Raw genomic sequence first — 22,080 nt, forward strand, 5'->3', positions numbered from 1 at the left:
CCTCTTTAATTTGAAGTTAAGCAAGAGTATCATTCCATTCCCACTCCCTTTCAAGATTAGATTTGCGATGAAAAACACACATAACAGCCACCAACGCCTTGACTACTTAAAACAGCAACTGCCTCTAGAGATCACTCGTGCAGTCGCTGAGACCATCAAAGAAGATCTAGGTGGCACGTTAGATCCAGCGGCTGACATCACAGCAAGTCTAATCCCTGCAGACGCAATCAACAGCGCAACCATCATTACCCGTGAGCACGGTGTGTTCTGTGGTAAAGCGTGGGCTGATGAAGTGTTTAAGCAACTGGGCGGTGAAGTGACTATCGAGTGGAATGTAGAAGATGGCGACAAAGTTGAACCAAACCAAACGCTTTGCACGCTAACAGGCCCAGCACGCGCGCTATTAACGGGTGAGCGTAACGCAATGAACTTCATTCAAACGCTATCTGGCTGTGCGACGACTACGGCTATCTACGCAGACAAAATTAAACATACAGAGTGCCGCCTGTTAGACACTCGCAAAACGATTCCTGGCCTACGTAGTGCACTAAAATACGCTGTAGCGTGTGGCGGTGGCTTCAACCACCGTATCGGTGTTTTCGACGCTTACCTAATCAAAGAAAACCACATCATCGCGTGTGGTGGCATTGAGAAAGCTATCTCTACAGCAAAAGAGCTCAACCCAGGTAAACCAGTAGAAGTTGAAACCGAAAGCCTAGAAGAGCTAGAGCAATCGATCAATGCTGGTGCAGACATCATCATGCTAGACAACTTCACTACCGCCATGATGCGTGAAGCCGTGAAAATCAACGCTGGACGTGCAGCACTAGAAAACTCTGGCAACGTGACGCTAGATACGATTGCAGAATTTGCTGAAACAGGCGTTGATTACATCTCGGTAGGTGCATTAACTAAGCACCTAAAAGCAATGGATCTATCAATGAGATTCAAAGCGTAATTGACTGAATAATAGATAATTTCCGTGAAGGCACTGTTGATGATAGTGCCTTTTTTATTACCTTAATTATCAGTATTTCAGGCAGTTATTTAAGTTGATCGCATAAATTTGCGTGCTATATGAAACACCACACTAATAAATACAAAACCACTCGCGACCACACCTGAACACCATTCCACTTCCCCATTTCGACTTCTATTCTTTCCATCAACCAGTGCTTGCGCTGAAACAAACTAAAGAATGGAATTAGACAATGAATAACAAGAACAAAAGAACGAACCAGAAAGGCTTTACGCTGATTGAATTGATGATTGTGGTGGCAATTATTGGGGTTTTATCGGCGATCGCTGTGCCTGCGTACCAAGATTACTCAGCTAAAGGGGCGCTAGGTTCAGCGCTAGCGACATCAACAGCACTAAAAACGCCAGTAGAGCAACATATAGTGGAGAATGGAAGTTTTCCGGCATCAGCAAGTATTGCGATACCTAGCTTTTCACTGGGTACCATAAACGTCGCAGCAAGCGGAGCTACAGGATCAAATGGTAGCATTACCGTAACCCTAACTAGTACTTCCGCAAATGGTGGCATTGTTACTTGGACACGAGAGGATGGTTTGTGGGAGTGCGGTATTTCAGGGACAACCTTTACCCTACAAGGTTGTGGTTAGTGCTAACCAACCTTCCAACCGTTCTATGTCAGGCTGATTTACTTAGCCTGACTCAGGAACAAGCCGTTGCGGAACATATACATGCTTCGGGTATTTCGACACCTGAAGCTTTACTCGTTCTGGATTTTTTCACTAGCGAGAGTCTCGCACATAACATTCAGGCCATCTTCGGTCTGCCATTGGTGCAACTCGCCAATGTTGATTATGAAATCTTATGTGACCAATTAGGGCTTCGTGAACTGATCACCAAGTATCGTGCGATACCGATTTCAGTCTCTAATTCTACTCTAACACTCGCCTCAGCCGACCCGACCGATTTACAAGCCGAAGATGATTTCCGATTCGCGACGGGATTACAGATTGAATTAGTTGTCGCTAACTACTCTGAATTAGAAGGCGCAATACGCAAGTTGTATGGCCGCTCTATTTCCGGGCAAGGTTCGAAACGCAAAGAGATCACTCAAGATGAACTCGCCAATCTTGTTGAAGTCTCTGACGACGAGATAGCGTCGATTGAAGACCTCAGCCAGGACGACTCCCCTGTCAGCCGATTCATAAATCAAATACTGGTTGATGCGGTACGCAAAGGTGCATCAGATATCCACTTCGAACCTTATGAAGAGCACTACCGAGTACGCCTGCGTTGTGATGGCATCCTTGTTGAAATACAGCAACCAGCCTCCCACTTAAGTCGTCGTTTATCAGCCCGTTTAAAGATTCTCGCCAAGCTTGATATTGCCGAACGTCGCTTACCTCAAGATGGACGAATAAAACTGCGCCTGAATGATGAGCTCGCGATTGATATGCGAGTCTCAACATTGCCGACCTTGTGGGGTGAGAAGATTGTACTTCGACTGCTTGATAGCAGCGCTGCTAATTTAGATATCGATAAATTAGGTTATAGCGAAGATCAAAAAGCCCTCTACCTCAATGCACTGAAACGCCCACAAGGGATGATCTTAATGACAGGGCCCACTGGCAGCGGAAAAACCGTCTCCCTATATACTGGCCTTCGAGTGCTCAACACCACTGAACGCAATATCTCGACAGCTGAAGACCCAGTGGAAATTAACCTATGTGGTATCAATCAGGTACAAGTGACGCCTAAAATCGGCTTTGGGTTTGCTGAGGCGCTGCGATCATTTTTACGACAAGATCCCGATGTCGTAATGGTTGGTGAGATCCGCGACTTGGAAACCGCAGAGATCGCGATCAAAGCATCGCAAACCGGTCACTTGGTCCTTTCAACGCTGCACACGAATTCCGCCGCAGAAACCGTCACTCGACTCGCTCATATGGGGATAGAACCCTTTAACCTCGCTTCATCACTGAGTTTGATTATCGCCCAACGACTGGCAAGACGATTGTGCAACCATTGCAAAGAAGATGACAACTCACCGGACATATTTCTGCGTCACTCGATTCCTAACAACCAAACCATCTACAAAGCTAATCCCCAAGGGTGTAATGAGTGTAATCAAGGTTATTCGGGGCGAGTGGGTATCTATGAAGTCATGCCTTTTAGCGATCAGCTGAAAAATAGCCTGATAGACAAGCCTAACGCGTTAGCCATTGAAAACTTGGCTCGCCGAGAAGGCATGAGAACTCTGCAAGAGTCGGGGCTAGATAAATTGCTTGAAGGCACCACCAGCTATCAAGAACTGCAACGTGTTCTGTACCTATAAACTAATGGATCACCAATGAGTAGCAAGTCCAAACAATCACAACTAAAAAGCTATCACTGGAAAGGTATTAATAGTTCCGGCAAGAAAGTGTCTGGGCAGACCTTAGCGCTCACCGAATTGGAAGTACGAGAAAAGCTCAAAGAGCAGCACATTCAGATTAAGAAAATCAAAAAGAAAAGTATTTCAGCCGTCACTCGTTTAACCCATAGAGTCAAAGCCAAAGACATCACTATTTTGACTAGGCAGCTAGCGACCATGCTGGCTACGGGGGTGCCTATCGTGCAAGCCATCAAGTTGGTATCAGACAACCACCGTAAAGCTGAAATGAAATCGATTTTATCGCACATCTGCAAAGGCGTAGAAGCCGGAACGCCAATCTCAAAAGCGATGCGAACCGCAAGCCGTCACTTTGATGACCTCTATACTGACTTGGTCGCGACAGGCGAACTTTCTGGCAATCTCGCACAAGTGTTCGAGCGCTTAGCGACCTATAGAGAAAAGAGTGAGCAATTAAAATCCAAAGTCGTCAAAGCACTGATTTACCCTGCCATGGTGGTCACCGTTGCACTGACTGTTTCTTATCTAATGCTGACCATGGTGATTCCGGAGTTTGAATCGATGTTTTCAGGCTTTGGTGCCGACCTGCCTTGGTTTACTCAACAAGTACTCTACCTTTCCCATTGGATGCAGGCTTACAGTTTTTATACGGCTGTAGGCATCGGGCTTGTTGTCCTGATTATTTACCAACTGTGTCAACGTTCCCACTCGATCAGACTGTCTGTCAGTCGGCTAGGATTACGTTTCCCTGTTCTTGGAGGCGTATTAGCCAAAGCCTCTATTGCCAAATTTAGCCGAACCTTATCGACAAGCTTTAGTTCTGGCATTCCGATTTTAATGAGCCTAAAAACCACAGCCAAAACCGCAGGCAACCTGCATTATGAGTCGGCGATCATTGAAGTTCACCGAGAAACGGCTGCTGGCATGCCGATGTATATCGCAATGCGCAATACCAATGCCTTCCCCGAAATGGTGTTACAGATGGTGATGATTGGCGAAGAGTCTGGCAACCTTGATGATATGCTCAATAAAGTAGCCTCGATTTACGAGTTTGAAGTAGACAACACCGTCGACAATTTAGGCAAGATTCTAGAGCCACTGATCATCGTGTTTTTAGGCACCGTTGTTGGTGGACTTGTGGTTGCGATGTACTTACCGATCTTTAATCTTATGAGTGTGTTAGGATAGTTAAAAGCAACTAAACACCCATGAGCAGCAATCTCTGCTCACCTTGATTAAGTGGTAAAGGACACTATGGAAGTATTTCACTACTATCCTTGGCTATTCCCCGTATTAGCTTTCATTTTTAGCCTTCTTATCGGCAGTTTCCTCAACGTAGTCATACACCGTTTACCGATAATGATGGAACGAGAGTGGCAACAAGAGTGCTCGGAATATTTCTCTCAATATAAAATTCCAGCACCAGAAGGAAAGTTTAATCTCAGCATTCCTCGTTCAACCTGCCCGAAATGCAAAACCCAATTAAGAATCGTCGACAATATTCCAGTCTTAAGCTGGTTGTTCTTAAAGGGGAAGTGCCACAGCTGTGCGAATCCAATCAGTGCTCGCTACCCTTTGGTCGAACTGCTTACCGCAATACTTTGCACAATGGTTGCTAGCCACTTTGGTTTCAGTTACTACGCCATTACTTTGATTTTTTTCACCTTCGCACTGATTACCGCGACCTTTATCGATCTCGATACTATGTTGTTGCCTGATCAAATCACCTTGCCTTTGGTTTGGTCTGGTATCACTTTAGCACTGTTTAATATCAGCCCTGTATCACTTCAAGACTCAGTTGTAGGGGCAATGGCTGGCTACCTAGCGCTGTGGTCTGTTTATTGGTTGTTCAAACTACTGACAGGCAAAGAAGGTATGGGTTACGGTGACTTCAAACTCCTGGCTGCGCTTGGCGCATGGCTTGGTTGGCAGCACCTACCGATGATCATCCTTTTATCTTCGCTTGTTGGACTTGTGTTTGGTTTGATTCAACTTCGCTTGAAACAGCAAGGCATAGATAAAGCCTTTCCATTTGGCCCCTACCTTGCGATTGCGGGTTGGGTAAGCTTGATGTGGGGTAACGACATCATGGGTTGGTATTTCACTTCTGTACTAGGAATTTAACCATGGCAATCATTATCGGATTAAGCGGTGGTATCGCTAGTGGCAAAACCACCGTCGCTAACTTGTTCAATGAGCATTTTAATATTGATATTGTTGATGCTGATATCGTGGCACGTGAAGTGGTCGCACTGGGCAGTGATGGTTTAAAACAGATTACAGAACACTTTGGTGAGTCTATCTTGCTTGAAGATGGAACACTCAACCGAAGTAGGCTACGTGAGCTTATCTTCTCGAATCCAAAAGAGAAGCAATGGCTCAATGATCTTCTTCATCCCATGATCCGTGAGAAAATTGACAGTGACCTGTCTAAAATCACATCCCCGTATGGTTTATTAGTCGCACCGCTATTGGTTGAAAACCAAATGCAAGGCATGACCGATCGCGTATTAATCGTTGATGTGCCAGCAGAAGTGCAAATAGAACGAACGATGAGTCGTGATAATGTTTCTAGGGAACAAGTTGCATCAATTTTAAAATCACAGGCTTCAAGAGAACAACGCTTAGCAGTTGCAGATGACGTGATTAAAAACCATACTAAAAACCAAGAACTTTTGCCTCAAATCACAGATTTACATCAAAAGTATCTGGCAATCAGTGCTGTAGATGGGTCAGAATAGAACAATGTTGAATGAAGGTTTGCTCGATGATCACCCATAAATTTGAACATCCGCTAAATGAGAAAACACGCATCTACTTAAGAGTCGAATCACTCTTGAGGCAGCTACACTTGTCTTCTACATTTTCCGATGCTCAACAGTATCAACTCTTTTTCCGTTCCATCTTTGATCTGATTGAAATCTTCGAACAGATCCAACTCAAGAGCGAACTCGCAAAAGATATTGAGAAACAACGTGTAACCTACAAAAGTTGGTTGGATGTTGAAGGTGTCGATCAAGAGATGCTGACATCACTGCTTAATGACATTGGTAATATCTATCGTGATCTGATGCAGGCAGAGCGTTTTGGCCAATCACTTAAAGAAGACCGCTTCCTGAGTGCGATTCGCCAACGCTTTAATCTTCCAGGTGGCTCATGCTGCTTTGATTTACCGGCACTGCATTATTGGCTGCACCTTCCTCTCGATAAGAGAATGAGAGATGCTAAAGCTTGGATGGATAGCTTACAGCCTCTGTATGAAGCGCTAACACTGTGGTTGAAGCTCACCAGAGAGACTGGCCACTTTAAAGAGCAAATCGCTCGTGCTGGCTTCTTCCAGAGCGATGCCGATGAAGCGAATATCCTTCGCCTTTCTATTCCAATGCAATACGGTGCCTACCCGATGATCTCGGGTCATAAAAACCGTTTTGCTGTTAAGTTCATGAGCTTTGAAACTGGGCAAGCCTGTACTCAAGACATCGAATTTGAATTGGCGATCTGCACCTAATTAAATTTCTTTTATAGTTTGGCTTGAGTCCTCACTCGAGCCTAAACTCTTTCTTACAATACCCTCTAATTAAGAATCACTATGTCGAACAAAATCACCATCGTTAAATGCCCTCAATGTAATACTGACGTTGAATGGGGTGAACAAAGCCCGCACCGCCCGTTTTGCAGCAAGCAATGTCAGATGATTGATTTCGGTGAATGGGCTGATGAAGAGAACAGCATCGCTGGCGCACCTGATATGTCGGATAGCGATGGTTGGTCGGAAGACCAGTACTAAGATTCGAGATTCGAGATTCGAGATTCGAGATTCGAGATTCGAGATTCGAGATTCGAGATTCGAGATTCGAGATTCGGAAAAATGATTGAAGGGTTGGCGTTTAACGTCAATCCTTTTTTATTGCCTATAGCATGGCGCTAGTAGAGATTCCCTACTCCTTCCTTTGTCAGTCTAGGGAATGACGGTTAAATGTGAGTTTCGTTTTAGTCCGTTATCCTCAAGAGCGAGTTGGGGATATATTACTTTCAAAACTCTAAATAGCAGGCACAAAAAAGCGGAGCCAAGTGGCTCCGCTTTTATCGATAGAATGCAAAAAGAATTACTTCTTAGTAAGCTTCTCTTTAATACGAGCTGACTTACCAGAACGCTCACGTAGGTAGTACAACTTGGCACGACGTACTGCACCACGGCGTTTAACTTCGATGCTATCAACCATTGGAGAGTGAGTTTGGAACGCACGCTCTACGCCTTCACCGTTCGAGATCTTACGAACTGTGAATGCAGAGTGTAGACCACGGTTACGAATAGCGATTACAACGCCTTCGAAAGCCTGTAGACGCTCACGGTCACCTTCTTTTACCTTAACCTGAACTACAACAGTGTCACCTGGTGCGAATTTAGGAAGGTCTGATTTTAGTTGCTCTTCTTCAAGAGCCTTGATGATGTTGCTCATTTGTATAAATTCCTAGAATAAACTGATACTAAATTTAATAGGTTACTGCTTGCTTTTCGTTAAGAGCGTTGCTCTTTAATGAATTCAGCCAGTAATTGTTCCTGTTCGTCAGTCAGAGCTAGGTTTTCCAGGAGTTCTGGTCTTCTTAGCCAAGTTCGGCCCAACGATTGTTTTAATCGCCAGCGACGAATGTCCTTATGGTTTCCAGACTTGAGTACCGATGGCACATCTTTATCGTCTAGCACCTCAGGGCGCGTATAATGGGGACAATCTAGCAAACCATTTGCAAAAGAATCTTCTTCTGCTGAAGCGAAATCTCCAAGTACACCCGGAACAAACCGAGATACTGAATCAATCAGCGTCATGGCTGGCAGTTCGCCACCCGTCATCACAAAATCTCCAATCGACCATTCTTCGTCAACTTCAGATTGAATGATGCGCTCATCTACCCCTTCGTAGCGACCACAAATAAGAAGTAAATTCTCGTTTGTTGCCAGCTCTTCAACACCTTTCTGGTCGAGTTTACGACCTTGAGGTGAAAGATAGATAACTTTCGTCTTTCCCGGTGCTGCTTGCTTGGCCGTTTTGATAGCGTCGCGCAAAGGCTGAACCATCATTAACATGCCAGGACCACCACCGTAAGGTCTGTCATCAACAGTGCGATGTTTATCATGAGTGAAATCACGAGGATTCCATGTCTCAATAGATAAAAGACCTTTTTTAACCGCTTGACCTGTTACTCCAAAATCAGTAACAGAACGGAACATTTCAGGAAAAAGGCTAATAATGCCAACCCACATGTGTTCTCTCGCTCTGTAATTTGGAGTTAGAATCCAGGATCCCAGTCAACTTCGATCCGGCGAGCTTCGCGATCAACTTTCTTGATCACTTGCTCTTCAAGGTACGGTACTAACCGTTCCTTTTGGCCAAAAGCATCTTTAAGATTTGCTTTGATTACTAGAACATCGTTCGAGCCAGTCTCTAATAGGTCAGTGACCTTACCAAGGTCGTAACCTTTAGTAGTAAAGACTTGCATACCGAACAATTCGCGCCAGTAGAATTCATCTTCTGACAATTCAGGTAACGAAGCAGGGTCAATAGCAATTTCAAAGTTAGTCATCAGTTGCGCGTCTTCACGAACATCTAATCCCGCTAGCTTACATACATAACCTTGGCCATGACGTTTCCAGCTCTCAACTTTGTACTCAACCCACTTACCCTTTTGGTTTAAATACCAAGGGCTGTAATCAAATATGCTTTCAGCATTGTCTGTGTAGGAGAACACTTTAAGCCAGCCACGAATACCATAGGTAGACCCAAGTTTACCCATGACAATTCTATTGTTTTGCTCGCTCATAGTTTCTTTACCCTTCATCGACATAAGCTATTTCTCTTTAAAAAAGAATTAAGCCGCTTTTTGAGCGTCTTTAACTAGCTTAGCTACACGATCAGATAGAGATGCGCCTTGACCAACCCAGTGGTTAACACGATCTAGGTCTAGACGTAGACCTTCTTCTTGACCTTGAGCAGTAGGGTTAAAGAAACCTACTTTCTCGATGAAACGGCCAGTTGCAGCGTTACGGCTATCCGCAACTACGATTTGATAAAATGGGCGCTTCTTTGCACCGTGACGTGCCAAACGAATGGTTACCATGTCGTCCTCTTTGCTTTCTTAATAAAATAATTAACCCCAAGTATAAGTAAATAGCTTGGGGTCTCGTGCCAAATTAAAGCCCCGGAATTTTACTCTTATTCCGGGGCAATGCAAGGGCTTTAGCTATTTTTTCACCAACATAGCTGCCGTACACTTTCTGTGACACGGCTAACACTATGAAAAGTAACGTAGCTAAAGCTTACATTTGTAGATTATCGACCAAACGGGTTAAAGCCACCACCCATTCCGCCCATACCTCCACCGCCGCCCATCATGCCTTGCATGTTGCGCATCATGCCTTTCATGCCACCTTTCTGCATTTTCTTCATCATCTTCTGCATTTGGGTGAACTGCTTAAGCATACGGTTTACATCTTGTACCTGTGTACCTGAACCAGCGGCAATACGCTTTTTGCGTGAGCCTTTGATTAGGTCAGGGCGTTGACGCTCTTTCATGGTCATAGAGTTGATGATCGCTTCCATTTGCTTGAACATCTTGTCATCAACTTTATCTTTAACGTTATCTGGTAGCTGAGACATGCCTGGAAGCTTATCCATCATGCCCATCATGCCGCCCATGTTTTGCATCTGACCAAGTTGTTCACGGAAGTCTTCAAGGTCAAAGCCTTTCTTCTCTTTGAACTTCTTAGCCAGTTTCTCTGCTTTCTCGGTATCAACGTTTTTCTGTAGGTCTTCAATAAGAGACAGAACGTCGCCCATACCTAGGATACGAGAAGCAACACGATCTGGGTGGAACGGTTCTAGTGCGTCAGTCTTTTCACCAACACCTAAGAACTTAATCGGTTTGCCTGTGATATGACGAACAGACAGAGCTGCACCACCACGCGCATCACCATCAACTTTCGTCAAGATAACACCGGTTAGTGGTAGCGCATCGCCAAAGGCTTTTGCAGTATTCGCAGCATCTTGACCTGTCATTGCATCAACAACGAATAGTGTCTCTACTGGTTTAATTGCAGTATGAAGCTCTTTAATCTCGCCCATCATCTCTTCATCGATAGCCAAACGACCAGCAGTATCGACAAGTAGCACGTCGTAGAATTTCTTCTTCGCGTGGTCGATTGCAGCGTTTGCAATATCAAGAGGCTTTTGATCAGCTGAAGATGGGAAGAAGTCTACGCCAACATCGCTTGCTAACGTTTCAAGCTGTTTGATCGCCGCTGGACGGTAAACGTCGGCAGATACAACCAAGACTTTCTTCTTGTCACGCTCAGTTAGAAGCTTAGATAGCTTACCTACCGATGTGGTTTTACCCGCACCTTGTAGACCCGCCATTAAGATAACGGCTGGCGGCTGCGCTGCTAGGTTAAGAGCCTCGTTAGACTCACCCATCACCGCTTCAAGTTCAGCTTGAACGATCTTAATAAATTCTTGACCAGGCGTTAGAGATTTAGAAACCTCAACACCCACAGCACCTTCTTTTACGCGCTTAACAAAATCGCGGACAACGGGCAGTGCAACGTCGGCTTCAAGTAGCGCCATACGCACTTCACGCAGCGTCTCTTTAATATTGTCTTCGGTCAGACGACCTTTACCGCTGATGTTCTTCAGCGTTTTGGATAGACGATCCGTTAAATTATCAAACATAGTTTTCTCTTCGCTCAAAACTGCGACTATTACTGTGAGTATACATTAGCGCGGATTAGAGTCATACCCGTTGTAGAGCGTTAATCATCCGTGCTTGTGATGTGAGACATTATTCACTTGGAATTGAATGAGGTTCGCCATAGCCCCAAAGAGCGATGCGAGGTATAATTCGCCAATTAGTAATCATTTAAATGGATACCATGGACAGTCTTATTGCGATCGCAGCAGCCTTTCTTTATACAATGGCGATTTCCACGATCATTCCAGGTCTCGTGCACCAAACAGGAATCCGTGTAAAAACGGTGTTTATCAGCGCATTACTTGCTCTAGCTTTCCATGCTTGGTTGCTTGGCGATTTGATTTTTAATGCCAGTGGCCAAAACCTCAGTATCTTGAACGTTGCTTCATTAATCAGTTTAATCATATCTGTGGTTATGAGCGGCGCTATGCTCAAAACTCGTTTGTGGTTTATCTTACCCGTCGTTTATAGCTTCGCGGCACTGAACTTGATGGCTGCCACTTTTCTTCCAAGCACCTTCATCAAACATCTAGAGAATGACCCAAAACTGCTCGTGCACATCTCTTTGGCTCTATTCTCATACGCGACACTGACTATCGGCGCGCTATACGCCCTGCAACTCGCGTGGCTAGATCACAAACTTAAAAAGAAAAAAGCGTTGGTGATCAACCCTAACCTACCTCCTTTAATGATGGTGGAGAGACAGCTTTTCAAGATCATTCTGATTGGTAATGGCTTATTAACGGGTACTTTGTTAACCGGCCTCATCTTCGTACAAGATATGTTTGCTCAAGGAAAAGCGCACAAGGCTGTGCTGTCTTTTATCGCTTGGGTTATCTACTCCATCCTTCTATGGGGTCACTATCAGAAAGGTTGGCGTGGACAAAAAGTCACGTGGTTTGCACTCGCGGGTGCCAGCATGCTCACATTAGCCTACTTCGGTAGTCGCTTCGTTCAGGAAATCATCCTGAACTAGTCTGTAAAATAAAGGCAAGGTCTCACATACCTTGCCTTTAAAATATTGAGTGCAATACATTCAATTGACATCTCGACCATGTTCGGTCATAAATTAATCAAGATACACAAATAGGAAAAGAATAGTTTTGGACGACATATCAACGGGTATCTTATTTGCGCTACTCGCGTGTCTCATTGTAATTTCTGGTTATTTCTCTGGTTCCGAAACGGGCATGATGTCCCTGAACCGCTACCGTTTAAAGCACTTGGCCAATACGGGTCATAAAGGTGCCAAACGTGTAGAAAAACTTCTGAACCGCCCAGACAGATTGATTGGTCTCATTCTTATCGGCAACAATCTCGTCAACATTCTTGCATCTGCGATCGCTACTATTCTTGGTATGCGCATCTACGGGGATATCGGTGTGGCTATCGCTACTGGTACCCTGACTCTCGTGATCCTCGTGTTCGCCGAGGTAACACCAAAGACCATCGCTTCTCTATTTCCTGAACGTGTCTCTTACGCGAGTAGTATCCTTTTGATGATACTGATGAAGGTGCTGTCACCATTAGTGATCTTGGTCAACTTCATTACCAACGGCTTCATTCGTATCTTAGGTGTCAAAGCCAGCCACGATGCGACCGACCACTTAAGCTCAGAAGAGCTTAGAACCGTGGTAAATGAAGCAGGTAGCCTAATCCCTCAGCGTCACCAAGATATGTTGGTGTCTATTCTAGATTTAGAGCACGTCACCGTGAACGACATCATGGTGCCACGTAATGAAATTACTGGTATTGACATCAATGACGACTGGAAATCTATCGTTCGCCAACTGACTCACTCGCCTCATGGCCGTGTGGTGCTGTACCGTGACCAAATAGATGAAGTGGTTGGCATGCTTAGGCTGCGTGAAGCTTACCGTCTGATGCTTGAAAAGAACGAATTCAATAAAGAGACCCTATTGCGTGCAGCGGATGAGATCTACTTTATTCCTGAAGCGACACCACTCAACATTCAACTACTTAAGTTTCAACGCAATAAGCAGCGTATCGGTTTGATTGTTGATGAATATGGCGATATCAACGGCTTGGTTACCTTGGAAGATATTCTGGAAGAGATCGTTGGTGAGTTTACCACTTCAATTGCGCCAAGTTTATCTGAAGAGATCACACCACAAAGTGATGGTAGCTTCTTAATTGAAGGCAGTGCCAATATCAGAGACATCAACAAAGGCTTACAGTGGGCACTGCCTACCGATGGCCCTAGAACGCTGAATGGTTTGATACTGGAACACCTTGAAGATATTCCAGAGAGTCACCTGAGTGTTCAGGTTGCCAGCCACCCAATGGAAATCGTTGAACTCGAAGAGAACCGCATCAAGCTGGTGCGTGTGTTCCCACAGATCGTGAACGGATAATTGATAAGTACTGTTCATTACCGTAAGAACGGCCAACTGAGTTATCACTAATACCTCACATAAACAAAAGGCCCGATTCATTGAATCGGGCCTTTTAACATCTAACTCACCACACTCAAGGTGAAAAGTGATTAGTCAATTTTAAGCTCTTGCAGCATAGACTCTGGCAGTGCCAGTTCATCATTCTTGTTTACAGAGATGCCTGCAGCGATGATCGCATTCGCGATCTCTTTCGCTTCATCCAAAGAGTGCATTGCTGCGGTACCACATTGGTATTCGTTCAGCTCAGGGATCTTATTCTGGCTCTCAACTTTCAGTACGTCTTGCATCGCTGCCAACCAACCGTCAGCTACTTGTTGCTCTGTAGGCGTACCAATCAAGCTCATGTAGAAACCAGTACGGCAGCCCATCGGTGAAATATCGATGATCTCTACATCTGAACCGTTCAATTGATTACGCATGAAACCAGCGTATAGGTGCTCTAGAGTATGGATACCTTTCTCAGATAGGATGTCTTTGTTTGGCGCAGTAAAACGCAGGTCAAACACAGTGATGGTATCCCCTTTTGGGGTTTGCATTGTTTTAGCAACACGAACTGCCGGTGCGTTCATGCGTGTATGATCAACAGTGAAACTATCTAATAAAGGCATTGCTCTTCTCCATGACGTCTGGCTTTAGAAAAACCAGCTTCGATTGTCTTCTAGTTCTTTGCGGCACTGTTTCAGCTGCCATCCATAATCTTTTGCTTGCTGTTCGACTTTGCGCGCCACCTTAATCAACGATGGCTTGCTGTTGTATGACTTGCGCTTATAACCACCACGGCCTTCATGATAAGCCAGGTATTGGTTATACGGGTCCCACAGTGAGATGCCCAATTGACGACGCGTCTCGCTGGTATACCAACCGATGAACATCAATGCATCATCAAAGTTGGTTCTTGAGCCACCGTTATTGGTCGCCTTTTGGAAGTCTTCCCAAGCAGGATCTTGAGCTTGTGCATAACCGTAGGCACTGCTTACACGGCCCCACGGTATAAAGCCAAGAATGTAATCTTTAGGTGGGCGCGCATCATGACGATAACTACTCTCTTGTTTCACAAAAGCCATCGCAACGTTAATCGGCGTGCCCCACTCTTCTTGCATATCCAAGGCATCTTCATACCATGAAGGGTGCTCTCGAAAGATGCTACACAAATTATCTTGCTGCTTTGGCGGTGGCGTTGCACATCCAACCAATAGGCTAGAGACAACACCAACAGTCACTACAGGTAACCATTGACTACTCACACGAGTAGGCTGACCTAATAAGGCTTGCTTCCTTTCCACCAAAGTCTCGCTATGCTTTTAAATACGAAAAATAATCCGCTAAGAAGCTATCAAAATCTTGAGTGCTTGCTTCTTCACTTTGTTGCTGAGCAGTCACAGAGCGTTGAACTTCTGCTTCCATCAACTCAGCTGAATATACTTTGTATTGGTGTGCTTTGTGCTGCTCTGCATACGTTTTACCTAACGTACAGCCCACTTTACCTAAACCACCTAACTTCTTAGTCTCTTCTAGCAACTGGCCAGAAATGGTCAGCTCTGGGTTATCAATCCAAGCTTCAAGCGTATCGCAGGTTTCTTGATATGCACGACCACCTTGTTCAGCGTCCATCATCTCGGCAATAGAGCGTAGGTCTTTAAAGACACGCTTCGCCCAATCTTGCAGAGACAATCGCTCACCATGACAACCGATTTGCAGCTCTAAACCAACCTGACGACCTTCTAAGATCACCTTGTTCCAGTTATCGCGCCAGCACTCAAGTTCACAGTTATCCATCTCGGCAGAGTCTGTTAGTACACTCCACGTAAGGAATAGGTCCAAGAAGCGAACTTGCTGCTCATTGATACCAATTGAGCTGAATGGGTTTACGTCTAAAGAACGAACCTCAATGTACTCAACACCAGCACGAGCGAGCGCTTCAGATGGTTTCTCACCACTCTTCGCCACACGCTTAGGACGGATTGGAGCATACAGCTCATTCTCAATTTGCAGTACATTGCTATTGAGTTGACGGTATTCACCATCAACCTTAGTGCCAATCTCAGCGAACTCTTCTGATGGTGTGCGAATCGCTTGATTCAAACCTTCAAGGTATTGGTCTAGGCTGTTGAAACCAATCTTCAATACGCTTTGCGCACTATTAGTGTAACCAAGATCGCTCAGGCGCAGTGCCGTTGCTTTTGGTAGATACAGTGTCTCGCCAATCTTTTCAAAAGGCAGACTTGTCTCCCTTCCTTTGATGAAAGAAGAACATAGCGCAGGTGAAGCACCGAAGAAGTATGGGATTAACCAACCAAAGCGGTAGTAGTTACGAATCAAACCGAAGTAAGCATCTGACTTAGATTCACAACGCGCTTCTTCTGTTTGCTCTCCAAACAGGCTATCCCAAAAGCTTTCTGGGAAAGAGAAGTTGAAATGAACACCAGAGATAATCTGCATCAAGCTACCGTAACGACGTTTTAGGCCTTCACGATATAGCGTCTTCATCTTACCGTTGTTAGAGGTGCCGTATTGCGCTAGTTGAATGTAATCTTCACTGCCAACGTAACAAGGCATAGAAAGCGGCCATAGCTTTTCGCCGTCTAACTTGGTTTGCGTGAAGTGATGGATATCAGACAACTGATTCAAAAGCGTCGGAACATCGTTAGAAACAGGCGTGATAAATTCCAGTAGCGACTCAGAGAAATCGGTCGTTACCCATTCGTTCATCAACGCAGATCCCAAAGCCTCAGGGTGCGGCCCAGTAGCAAGGTGCCCATCTTCCGTGTAGCGTAATGTTTCCCTTTCAACACCACGACCGAATTGAGAGAAGGTCTTAGGGTTGGTTGCAACTTGCTTTAGTCGCGCAGCAAAATCAGTCAAAATTCAGTTCACTTATCTTATATTGTTCTGATTAGAACTATCATAAATTAGGTTGGAGGAGAAAAGTAGAGTCTCTTCCCTCCCCCTTTAATGTGTACTCTAACGAATGATTTCAAGCTCTTCTATTGGAATATCTAACTTTTCTAATTGCGGGCGAAGCGAAGTCGCGTCACCAACAACGATTATTTGATAATCATTCGGGTCGAACCATTTCTTCGATAGCTCGTTTAAGGTCTCTTTTGAAACCGTTTCAACTATCTGATTACGCTGTTGTAGGTAATCTTCATCAAGGCTCAATGCGACAATATTACTCAACAACCCAGCCTTTTGACTTGGCGTTTCGTATTTAAGCGCATCTTGTTGACCGACGGCGAGGCGCATAAATTTCACCTCTTCGTCAGTTAATCCACTTTGACTAAACTCGTTCAACTCATTAATAAACTCTTGAATCGATGGAACCGTCGCATTCGCCCTTACCTGCGCGCTAAATACCACTGCACCAGTTTCTCGAGTACTTGCGAAGTAGCCGCTTGCACCGTAAGTGTAAGCTTTGTCTTCACGCAAGTTCTGGTTGATACGGCTATTGAAGTTACCCGCTAAGTTAAAGTTAGCTAACTGGCTCAAATACAATTCACCCGTCGCATCAAATGGCAGGCCTTTACGCACCAAGCGAACAATGCTTTGCGGCGCACCCGGTTTGTCGACCAAATACAGGTGCTGACCTGAAAGCTCTTTGACGATCTGTGGACGCGTTAGTGGTGCCGCATCGCCTTGCCACTGTTCAAAGAATTGTAGCTGTTTCCCTGCCTCTTTCTTCGAGATGTCTCCCACAACAACAATATTGGCACCTTCTGGTGTGTAATGTTGTGCATAGAATTTTTTCACATCGTCTAGGGTAAGTTTCGACAAAGACGCCTTGGTACCGTCACTTGCGCGAGCAAAAATACTGTCACCAAATAGTACTTCACGGGTTGCTTGAGAAGCCATCCAGCTTGGCTGCTGGTGCTGATACACAACGCCTTCTAGCATCTGTTTCTTAACTCGCTCGAAATCTTGCTCATCGAACTTAGGCTCGAATAGAACCTCTTGCACGATCGCTAAGGTTTGAGACAAGTTTTTCTCTAGTGTCGAGACTGAAATATCCGTGGTGTAGCTGCCCGCGCTAATGCTCACGCTGCTACCAAGTTTATCTAAGGTCGCCTGTAACTCTTCAACGGTTCGTTTGGTCGAGCCTTCTTCCATCATCGAAGCCGTTAGGTTCGCTAGGCCTTCTTGTCCTTTGCGAACATAACGCTCGCCCGCTGGAAGTTGAATCTGTAGCTGTACGGTCGGTGTTTCACTAGTCACAGTACCAATCAAATTCGTGCCGTTGGCAAAGTGCATGCGGTACAAATCAGGCATCGTTGCTTCAACACCAAAGTTCACTTCTGGCATCACGCTGCGATCAAAAGTGTTCGGTGCTTTTCTGAAATCCAGCTGGTCTTCTGTCACCTTGCTGTATTCAGGCAAAGTACGTAGAGGCGTAGTAAAGGTCGCTTCACGAACCGCTAAATCAAGTTGCTTCTTAGGCACCACACTCAAGGTCACCTTGTGCTTACCTTCGATGAAATCTTGGTAGGCTTTACTTACGCTTTCTGGAGTCACCGCTCGGATTTGATCCAACTGTGATTCAATGCGATCTGGTTGACCATAGAAGGTTTGGTTAGATGCCAGTTGTGAAACCTTGCCTTTTACACTTTGCAATGCGAAAACGGCATTCGCTTCTGCCATGCCAGTGATCTGGTCTAAACGCTCTTGCTCAACACCTTCTTTCGAAAATTGATCTAAGGTATCCATCAGCTCTTTATTAAGAACCGTCAAATCGCCTTTTTCACCTGAGTTGCCCATCGCATACACATACATGGTACAAGCGAGCTCAGCACAATCATGGAAAGATCCTGCACTGACTGCCTTCTGCGTTTTTACGAGATTTTGATATAGGTAACTGTTGGTACCTGAACCTAACACGTTAGACAGTGCATTCAGTGAAGCTTGGGTCTCTTCACCACGATACGTTGTTGGCCAACCCACAAGCACCATCGGCTGACGAATATTGTCTTCTAAGGTGATGTACTTATCTTCAGTTAGAACAGCAGGTTGCTTCTCTGCCGCCTTCACTTCAGGACCTTGAGGGATTGGGCCAAAGTACTTGTTAACCCACTCTAGCGTGTCATCAACGTCGATATCACCACCGATAGCCAGTACCGCATTATTTGGGCCGTACCAGCGTAGGAAGAACGCCTTAAGGTCATTCACATCAACACGGTCTAGATCTTCCACATAACCAATTGGTTGCCAAGAGTAAGGGTGACCTTCTGGGTAAAGCGCTTCGCCCATGCGTTCCCACATCAAGCCGTAAGGACGATTTTCGTAGCTCTGCGCTCGTTCGTTTTTAACCGTGCCTCTTTGTACCTCAAATTTCTTCTGAGAAACGGCATCTAACAAGAAGCCCATTCGGTCGGATTCTAACCACAACATTTTTTCAAGTTGGTTAGAGGGAACAGTTTCAAAGTAGTTGGTACGGTCACGGTTAGTGGTACCGTTTAACGAACCACCAGCCTCGGTAATGATCTTAAAGTGCTGTTGGTCACCAACATTCTCTGAACCTTGGAACATCATGTGCTCAAAGAAGTGAGCAAAGCCCGACTTGCCTATCTCTTCACGAGCAGAGCCTACGTGGTAAGTCACATCAACATGCACCAACGGATCAGAATCATCAGGGGAAAGAATCACTGTCAGGCCGTTTGCAAGCTGATACTTGGTGTAAGGAATCACCACTTTATCTTTAGAAGGCTTAACCTCTTCTAACAGAGTGACACCTTCAGGTAACGAGGAAAAGAAGGGCGTTGAGCTAGGTACATTGTAAGAACAGCCTGCGATGGCGATAAGAGAAAATGTACCAAGTAAAACCTTTTTCATAGGTTCTCCTTAGAAAAAACCGAAGTAGATAGCAGCAAGTAAGCTATAGCGAGCGGCCTTGCCAATCGCTATCAAAATAACGCTAGGGATGAATTTCATTCTTAGCCAACCAGCTGCCAGACACAAAGGGTCACCAATGATCGGTAACCAACTAAATAACAGTGTCCAGTAGCCATAACGGCTTAGCCAAGCCATAGCCTTATGACCATGCTTTTCAGATTGAGTTCGATTAGGCAACCACAAACCAATCCAATAGTTAGTCAGGCCGCCTAAGGTGTTGCCTAATGTTGCCACCAGAATAATCGATGAAGTGGAAAAATGATCTAGGCTCAATGCAGCCACAAGGCTAGCTTCTGAACCACCGGGGAGTAATGTGGCACTCAAGAAGCCACTGATGAAGAGTACCCACAGCGCTGAGTCCGAGAACCACAGCGCGATATTTTCAAAAAGGGAGTTAAAGAATTCTAGCACTGCATATCAACTTTCTTGCATTTTAAGTAGCACCTTGCCTCTGGTGTGTCCGGTTTCAACCTGTAGATGCGCCGACTGCGCCTCGTCTAGCTGGTAAATACCTTGAATTTCTGTTTTGAGCAATCCGACACTAACCATATAGAGCATAGTGTCCATTTGCTCAGGGTTTGGCTCAACCAACATGCCTGATGCAGTAAAACCTAATAGTGTCGCTTTTTCGCAGATCAACTCAGCAGATAGGGTCGGAACGGTCACCACTCTTGCACCGTCTTTCAGGCACTTCAACGCATCAAGCGCGGTATCGCCACCGACCAAATCAATCAGCACATCAACATCAGAAACTCTTTCCGACGCTGGCGCAAACTTATAGTTAATTGCGTGAGCACCTAACGTCGCAAGGTAATCAAGGTTGGCTTCACTGCAGGTCGTGTAAACCTCGGCTTTTGCGGCTACTGCAATTTGAACCGCAAGGTGACCAACGCCGCCAGCACCCGCTAAAATAAGCACGCGGTCGCCTTCTTTCACTTCGGCTTTGTTGAGCGCTTGTGCCGCTGTTTGACTCGCGAGTGGTAATGCCGCTGCCGCTTCTAAGGTGACAGAATCAGGAACCATGCTTAACGCCGCTTCTGGAACACAAACATATTGGCTGTAGCCGCCACCTTGCAGTGGAAAGCCAATAAAGCCCGCCACGTTATCACCAACCGTAAAACGTTCAGCCTGATCGCCTAGCGTGACAATTTGACCCGAAATATCGTATCCCGGTACCCAAGGAAGGTTGTCTTTGTTTTGTGCTGCTGCCCAACCAAGGCCAGCACGGGTTTTCACATCAATCGGATTAATGCCCGAAAAGGAAACTTTAACCACCACTTCTCCAGCCTTAGGCTCAGGAATCGCACTGGTTTGAATACTAAGGTTTTCGACGCCGCCGAATTGAGTAATCGCAATCTGTTTATTTTCCATTTCCACATTTCCTTGATTGATAAAAGCCCTAGTGAGCAAGCACCCTAATTAATAAAAAGAAAGGGATGCGAAAGCATCCCTTTGACTATAAACCATTTAATAAGGCTAAGTTAACCGCTCATTCGTAAATTGACGACCAATTAACGTAACGATACATGACCTAAGTAATCCATTAACCGACTAGCGCTAATAGAATACCCGCAGCTACCGCACTACCAAGTACACCTGCTACGTTCGGACCCATTGCATGCATCAACAAGAAGTTCTGAGGGTTTGCTTCAAGACCTACCTTGTTCACAACACGTGCCGCCATTGGAACCGCTGATACGCCAGCTGCACCAATCAATGGGTTGATGTCCTCTTTCGAGAAGCGGTTTAGAACCTTCGCCATCAATACACCACCCGCAGTACCAATACTGAACGCGACCGCACCTAAGCCAAGAATACCCAGAGTCTCTAAGTTCAAGAAAGTATCCGCTTGAAGCTTAGAACCAACACCGAGACCAAGGAAAATAGTCACAACGTTAATCAGTTCGTTTTGCGCTGTTTTCGATAGGCGATCAACCACACCCGCTTCACGCATCAAGTTACCCAGACAAAACATACCCACTAGAGGTGTTGCTGAAGGTAGGAACAAAATCGTCATCAGCAGTACAGCAAGCGGGAAGAGGATCTTCTCTGCTTTGCTAACGTGACGAAGTTGAGCCATCTTAATCTTACGCTCTTCAGGAGACGTTAACGCTTTCATGATTGGTGGCTGAATAATAGGAACCAATGCCATGTAGCTATAAGCTGCTACGGCAATGGCACCTAAAAGATCCGGAGATAACTTGCTCGCCAAGAAGATCGCAGTTGGGCCATCGGCACCACCAATGATCGCAATTGACGAAGCATCGGCCATCGAGAACTCCATTCCTGGAACATAGTTCAACAAGATCGCGCCAAATAGCGTTGCAAAGATACCGAACTGAGCCGCAGCCCCTAGCCACAATGTTTTAGGGTTCGCAATCAACGCACCGAAGTCCGTCATCGCACCAACACCCATAAAGATCAGCAGTGGGAAAATACCCGTTTCAATACCAATATAGTAAACGTAGTACAGTAAACCACCGGGATCAGTAAACCCAGCATTTGGGATGTTTGCTAATACAGCACCAAAACCAATCGGTAGTAGAAGTAACGGTTCAAATCCTTTACGAATTGCTAAAAACAACAGCAAGCAACCGACCAGCATCATACAGATCTGGCCGAACTCGAAGTTAGCAATCCCTGTTTCAGACCATAAGGTCATCAATCCTTCCATGG

22 protein-coding genes are annotated in these 22,080 nt (G+C 45.4%); 10 read left to right on the forward strand and 12 right to left on the reverse strand.

Annotated features, from left to right (window positions below):
* Positions 1 to 67 precede the first annotated feature (67 nt).
* The 8 genes from nadC (at position 68) to yacG (ending at position 7,154) form a co-directional block, all read left to right on the forward strand.
* On the forward strand, positions 68 to 958 hold the full coding sequence (gene nadC, locus BCU34_RS11105; protein ID WP_102478756.1) for a carboxylating nicotinate-nucleotide diphosphorylase: 891 nt from the start codon (positions 68 to 70) through the stop codon (positions 956 to 958).
* Positions 959 to 1,211: 253 nt separating this feature from the next.
* Positions 1,212 to 1,625 (forward strand): pilin, encoded by a 414-nt coding sequence (locus tag BCU34_RS11110; RefSeq protein ID WP_076678249.1) that lies wholly within the window; start codon positions 1,212 to 1,214, stop codon positions 1,623 to 1,625.
* Entirely contained in the window at positions 1,625 to 3,310 is a 1,686-nt protein-coding gene (gene pilB / locus BCU34_RS11115; protein WP_102478755.1) for a type IV-A pilus assembly ATPase PilB, read from the forward strand. The genes BCU34_RS11110 and pilB overlap by 1 nt, the downstream gene beginning before the upstream one ends.
* A gap of 15 nt (positions 3,311 to 3,325) precedes the next feature.
* Positions 3,326 to 4,555: a type II secretion system F family protein gene (locus tag BCU34_RS11120; protein ID WP_048659371.1), complete on the forward strand. Its 1,230-nt coding sequence runs from the start codon at positions 3,326 to 3,328 to the stop codon at positions 4,553 to 4,555.
* 66 nt (positions 4,556 to 4,621) lie between these two features.
* Entirely contained in the window at positions 4,622 to 5,491 is an 870-nt protein-coding gene (locus BCU34_RS11125; protein ID WP_048659372.1) for a prepilin peptidase, read from the forward strand.
* A gap of 2 nt (positions 5,492 to 5,493) precedes the next feature.
* Positions 5,494 to 6,108, forward strand: a complete 615-nt coding sequence (coaE, locus tag BCU34_RS11130) for a dephospho-CoA kinase (protein ID WP_019823817.1) — start codon at positions 5,494 to 5,496, stop codon at positions 6,106 to 6,108.
* A 26-nt stretch (positions 6,109 to 6,134) separates the two neighbouring features.
* Complete coding sequence (gene zapD / locus BCU34_RS11135) at positions 6,135 to 6,875, forward strand: cell division protein ZapD (RefSeq protein WP_017063237.1); 741 nt, start codon at positions 6,135 to 6,137, stop codon at positions 6,873 to 6,875.
* 81 nt (positions 6,876 to 6,956) lie between these two features.
* Positions 6,957 to 7,154 (forward strand): DNA gyrase inhibitor YacG, encoded by a 198-nt coding sequence (yacG, locus tag BCU34_RS11140; RefSeq protein ID WP_008222354.1) that lies wholly within the window; start codon positions 6,957 to 6,959, stop codon positions 7,152 to 7,154.
* Between the two features lie 319 nt (positions 7,155 to 7,473).
* Here the strand turns inward: yacG and rplS are convergent, their stop codons facing one another.
* The 5 genes from rplS to ffh form a co-directional block, all read right to left on the reverse strand.
* Positions 7,474 to 7,827: a 50S ribosomal protein L19 gene (rplS, locus tag BCU34_RS11145; protein WP_004735514.1), complete on the reverse strand. Its 354-nt coding sequence runs from the start codon at positions 7,825 to 7,827 to the stop codon at positions 7,474 to 7,476.
* Between the two features lie 59 nt (positions 7,828 to 7,886).
* A complete protein-coding gene (gene trmD / locus BCU34_RS11150; RefSeq protein WP_019826347.1) occupies positions 7,887 to 8,627 on the reverse strand; it encodes a tRNA (guanosine(37)-N1)-methyltransferase TrmD in 741 nt (246 codons plus the stop codon).
* 26 nt (positions 8,628 to 8,653) lie between these two features.
* A complete protein-coding gene (gene rimM, locus BCU34_RS11155; protein ID WP_048615624.1) occupies positions 8,654 to 9,208 on the reverse strand; it encodes a ribosome maturation factor RimM in 555 nt (184 codons plus the stop codon).
* 24 nt (positions 9,209 to 9,232) lie between these two features.
* Positions 9,233 to 9,481: a 30S ribosomal protein S16 gene (rpsP, locus tag BCU34_RS11160; RefSeq protein WP_004410028.1), complete on the reverse strand. Its 249-nt coding sequence runs from the start codon at positions 9,479 to 9,481 to the stop codon at positions 9,233 to 9,235.
* A 212-nt stretch (positions 9,482 to 9,693) separates the two neighbouring features.
* Entirely contained in the window at positions 9,694 to 11,088 is a 1,395-nt protein-coding gene (gene ffh / locus BCU34_RS11165; protein WP_010435884.1) for a signal recognition particle protein, read from the reverse strand.
* Positions 11,089 to 11,288: 200 nt separating this feature from the next.
* Here ffh and BCU34_RS11170 point away from each other — a divergent pair, with 200 nt between their 5' ends.
* Together BCU34_RS11170 and BCU34_RS11175 are read left to right on the forward strand one after the other, a co-directional pair.
* Positions 11,289 to 12,083 (forward strand): inner membrane protein YpjD, encoded by a 795-nt coding sequence (locus BCU34_RS11170; protein ID WP_019825854.1) that lies wholly within the window; start codon positions 11,289 to 11,291, stop codon positions 12,081 to 12,083.
* Between the two features lie 127 nt (positions 12,084 to 12,210).
* Positions 12,211 to 13,482 (forward strand): HlyC/CorC family transporter, encoded by a 1,272-nt coding sequence (locus BCU34_RS11175; RefSeq protein WP_019825852.1) that lies wholly within the window; start codon positions 12,211 to 12,213, stop codon positions 13,480 to 13,482.
* Positions 13,483 to 13,613: 131 nt separating this feature from the next.
* Here BCU34_RS11175 and luxS read toward each other — a convergent pair whose 3' ends face one another.
* From luxS to BCU34_RS11210, 7 genes are all read right to left on the reverse strand, one after another.
* Positions 13,614 to 14,132, reverse strand: coding sequence for an S-ribosylhomocysteine lyase (gene luxS / locus BCU34_RS11180; RefSeq protein ID WP_019825850.1), 519 nt, complete (start codon positions 14,130 to 14,132; stop codon positions 13,614 to 13,616).
* Positions 14,133 to 14,156: 24 nt separating this feature from the next.
* Positions 14,157 to 14,807 carry a hypothetical protein gene (locus BCU34_RS11185; RefSeq protein ID WP_029405685.1) on the reverse strand — a complete coding sequence of 217 codons (651 nt, stop codon included), beginning with the start codon at positions 14,805 to 14,807 and terminating at the stop codon, positions 14,157 to 14,159.
* A 10-nt stretch (positions 14,808 to 14,817) separates the two neighbouring features.
* The gene (gene gshA / locus BCU34_RS11190; protein ID WP_102433040.1) at positions 14,818 to 16,386 is read right to left on the reverse strand and encodes a glutamate--cysteine ligase; all 1,569 of its coding nucleotides are present in this window, start codon (positions 16,384 to 16,386) and stop codon (positions 14,818 to 14,820) included.
* Positions 16,387 to 16,485: 99 nt separating this feature from the next.
* Positions 16,486 to 19,344, reverse strand: coding sequence for a M16 family metallopeptidase (locus BCU34_RS11195; RefSeq protein ID WP_102478754.1), 2,859 nt, complete (start codon positions 19,342 to 19,344; stop codon positions 16,486 to 16,488).
* A 9-nt stretch (positions 19,345 to 19,353) separates the two neighbouring features.
* On the reverse strand, positions 19,354 to 19,815 hold the full coding sequence (locus tag BCU34_RS11200) for a YqaA family protein (protein ID WP_048659376.1): 462 nt from the start codon (positions 19,813 to 19,815) through the stop codon (positions 19,354 to 19,356).
* A gap of 6 nt (positions 19,816 to 19,821) precedes the next feature.
* On the reverse strand, positions 19,822 to 20,775 hold the full coding sequence (locus BCU34_RS11205; RefSeq protein ID WP_102478753.1) for an NADP-dependent oxidoreductase: 954 nt from the start codon (positions 20,773 to 20,775) through the stop codon (positions 19,822 to 19,824).
* A 172-nt stretch (positions 20,776 to 20,947) separates the two neighbouring features.
* Positions 20,948 to 22,078, reverse strand: coding sequence for a sodium ion-translocating decarboxylase subunit beta (locus BCU34_RS11210; protein WP_019825842.1), 1,131 nt, complete (start codon positions 22,076 to 22,078; stop codon positions 20,948 to 20,950).
* Positions 22,079 to 22,080: the final 2 nt, after the last annotated feature.

Origin of the sequence: Vibrio sp. 10N.286.45.E10, assembly GCF_002874195.2 — a bacterium.
Taxonomy (GTDB): domain Bacteria; phylum Pseudomonadota; class Gammaproteobacteria; order Enterobacterales; family Vibrionaceae; genus Vibrio; species Vibrio crassostreae.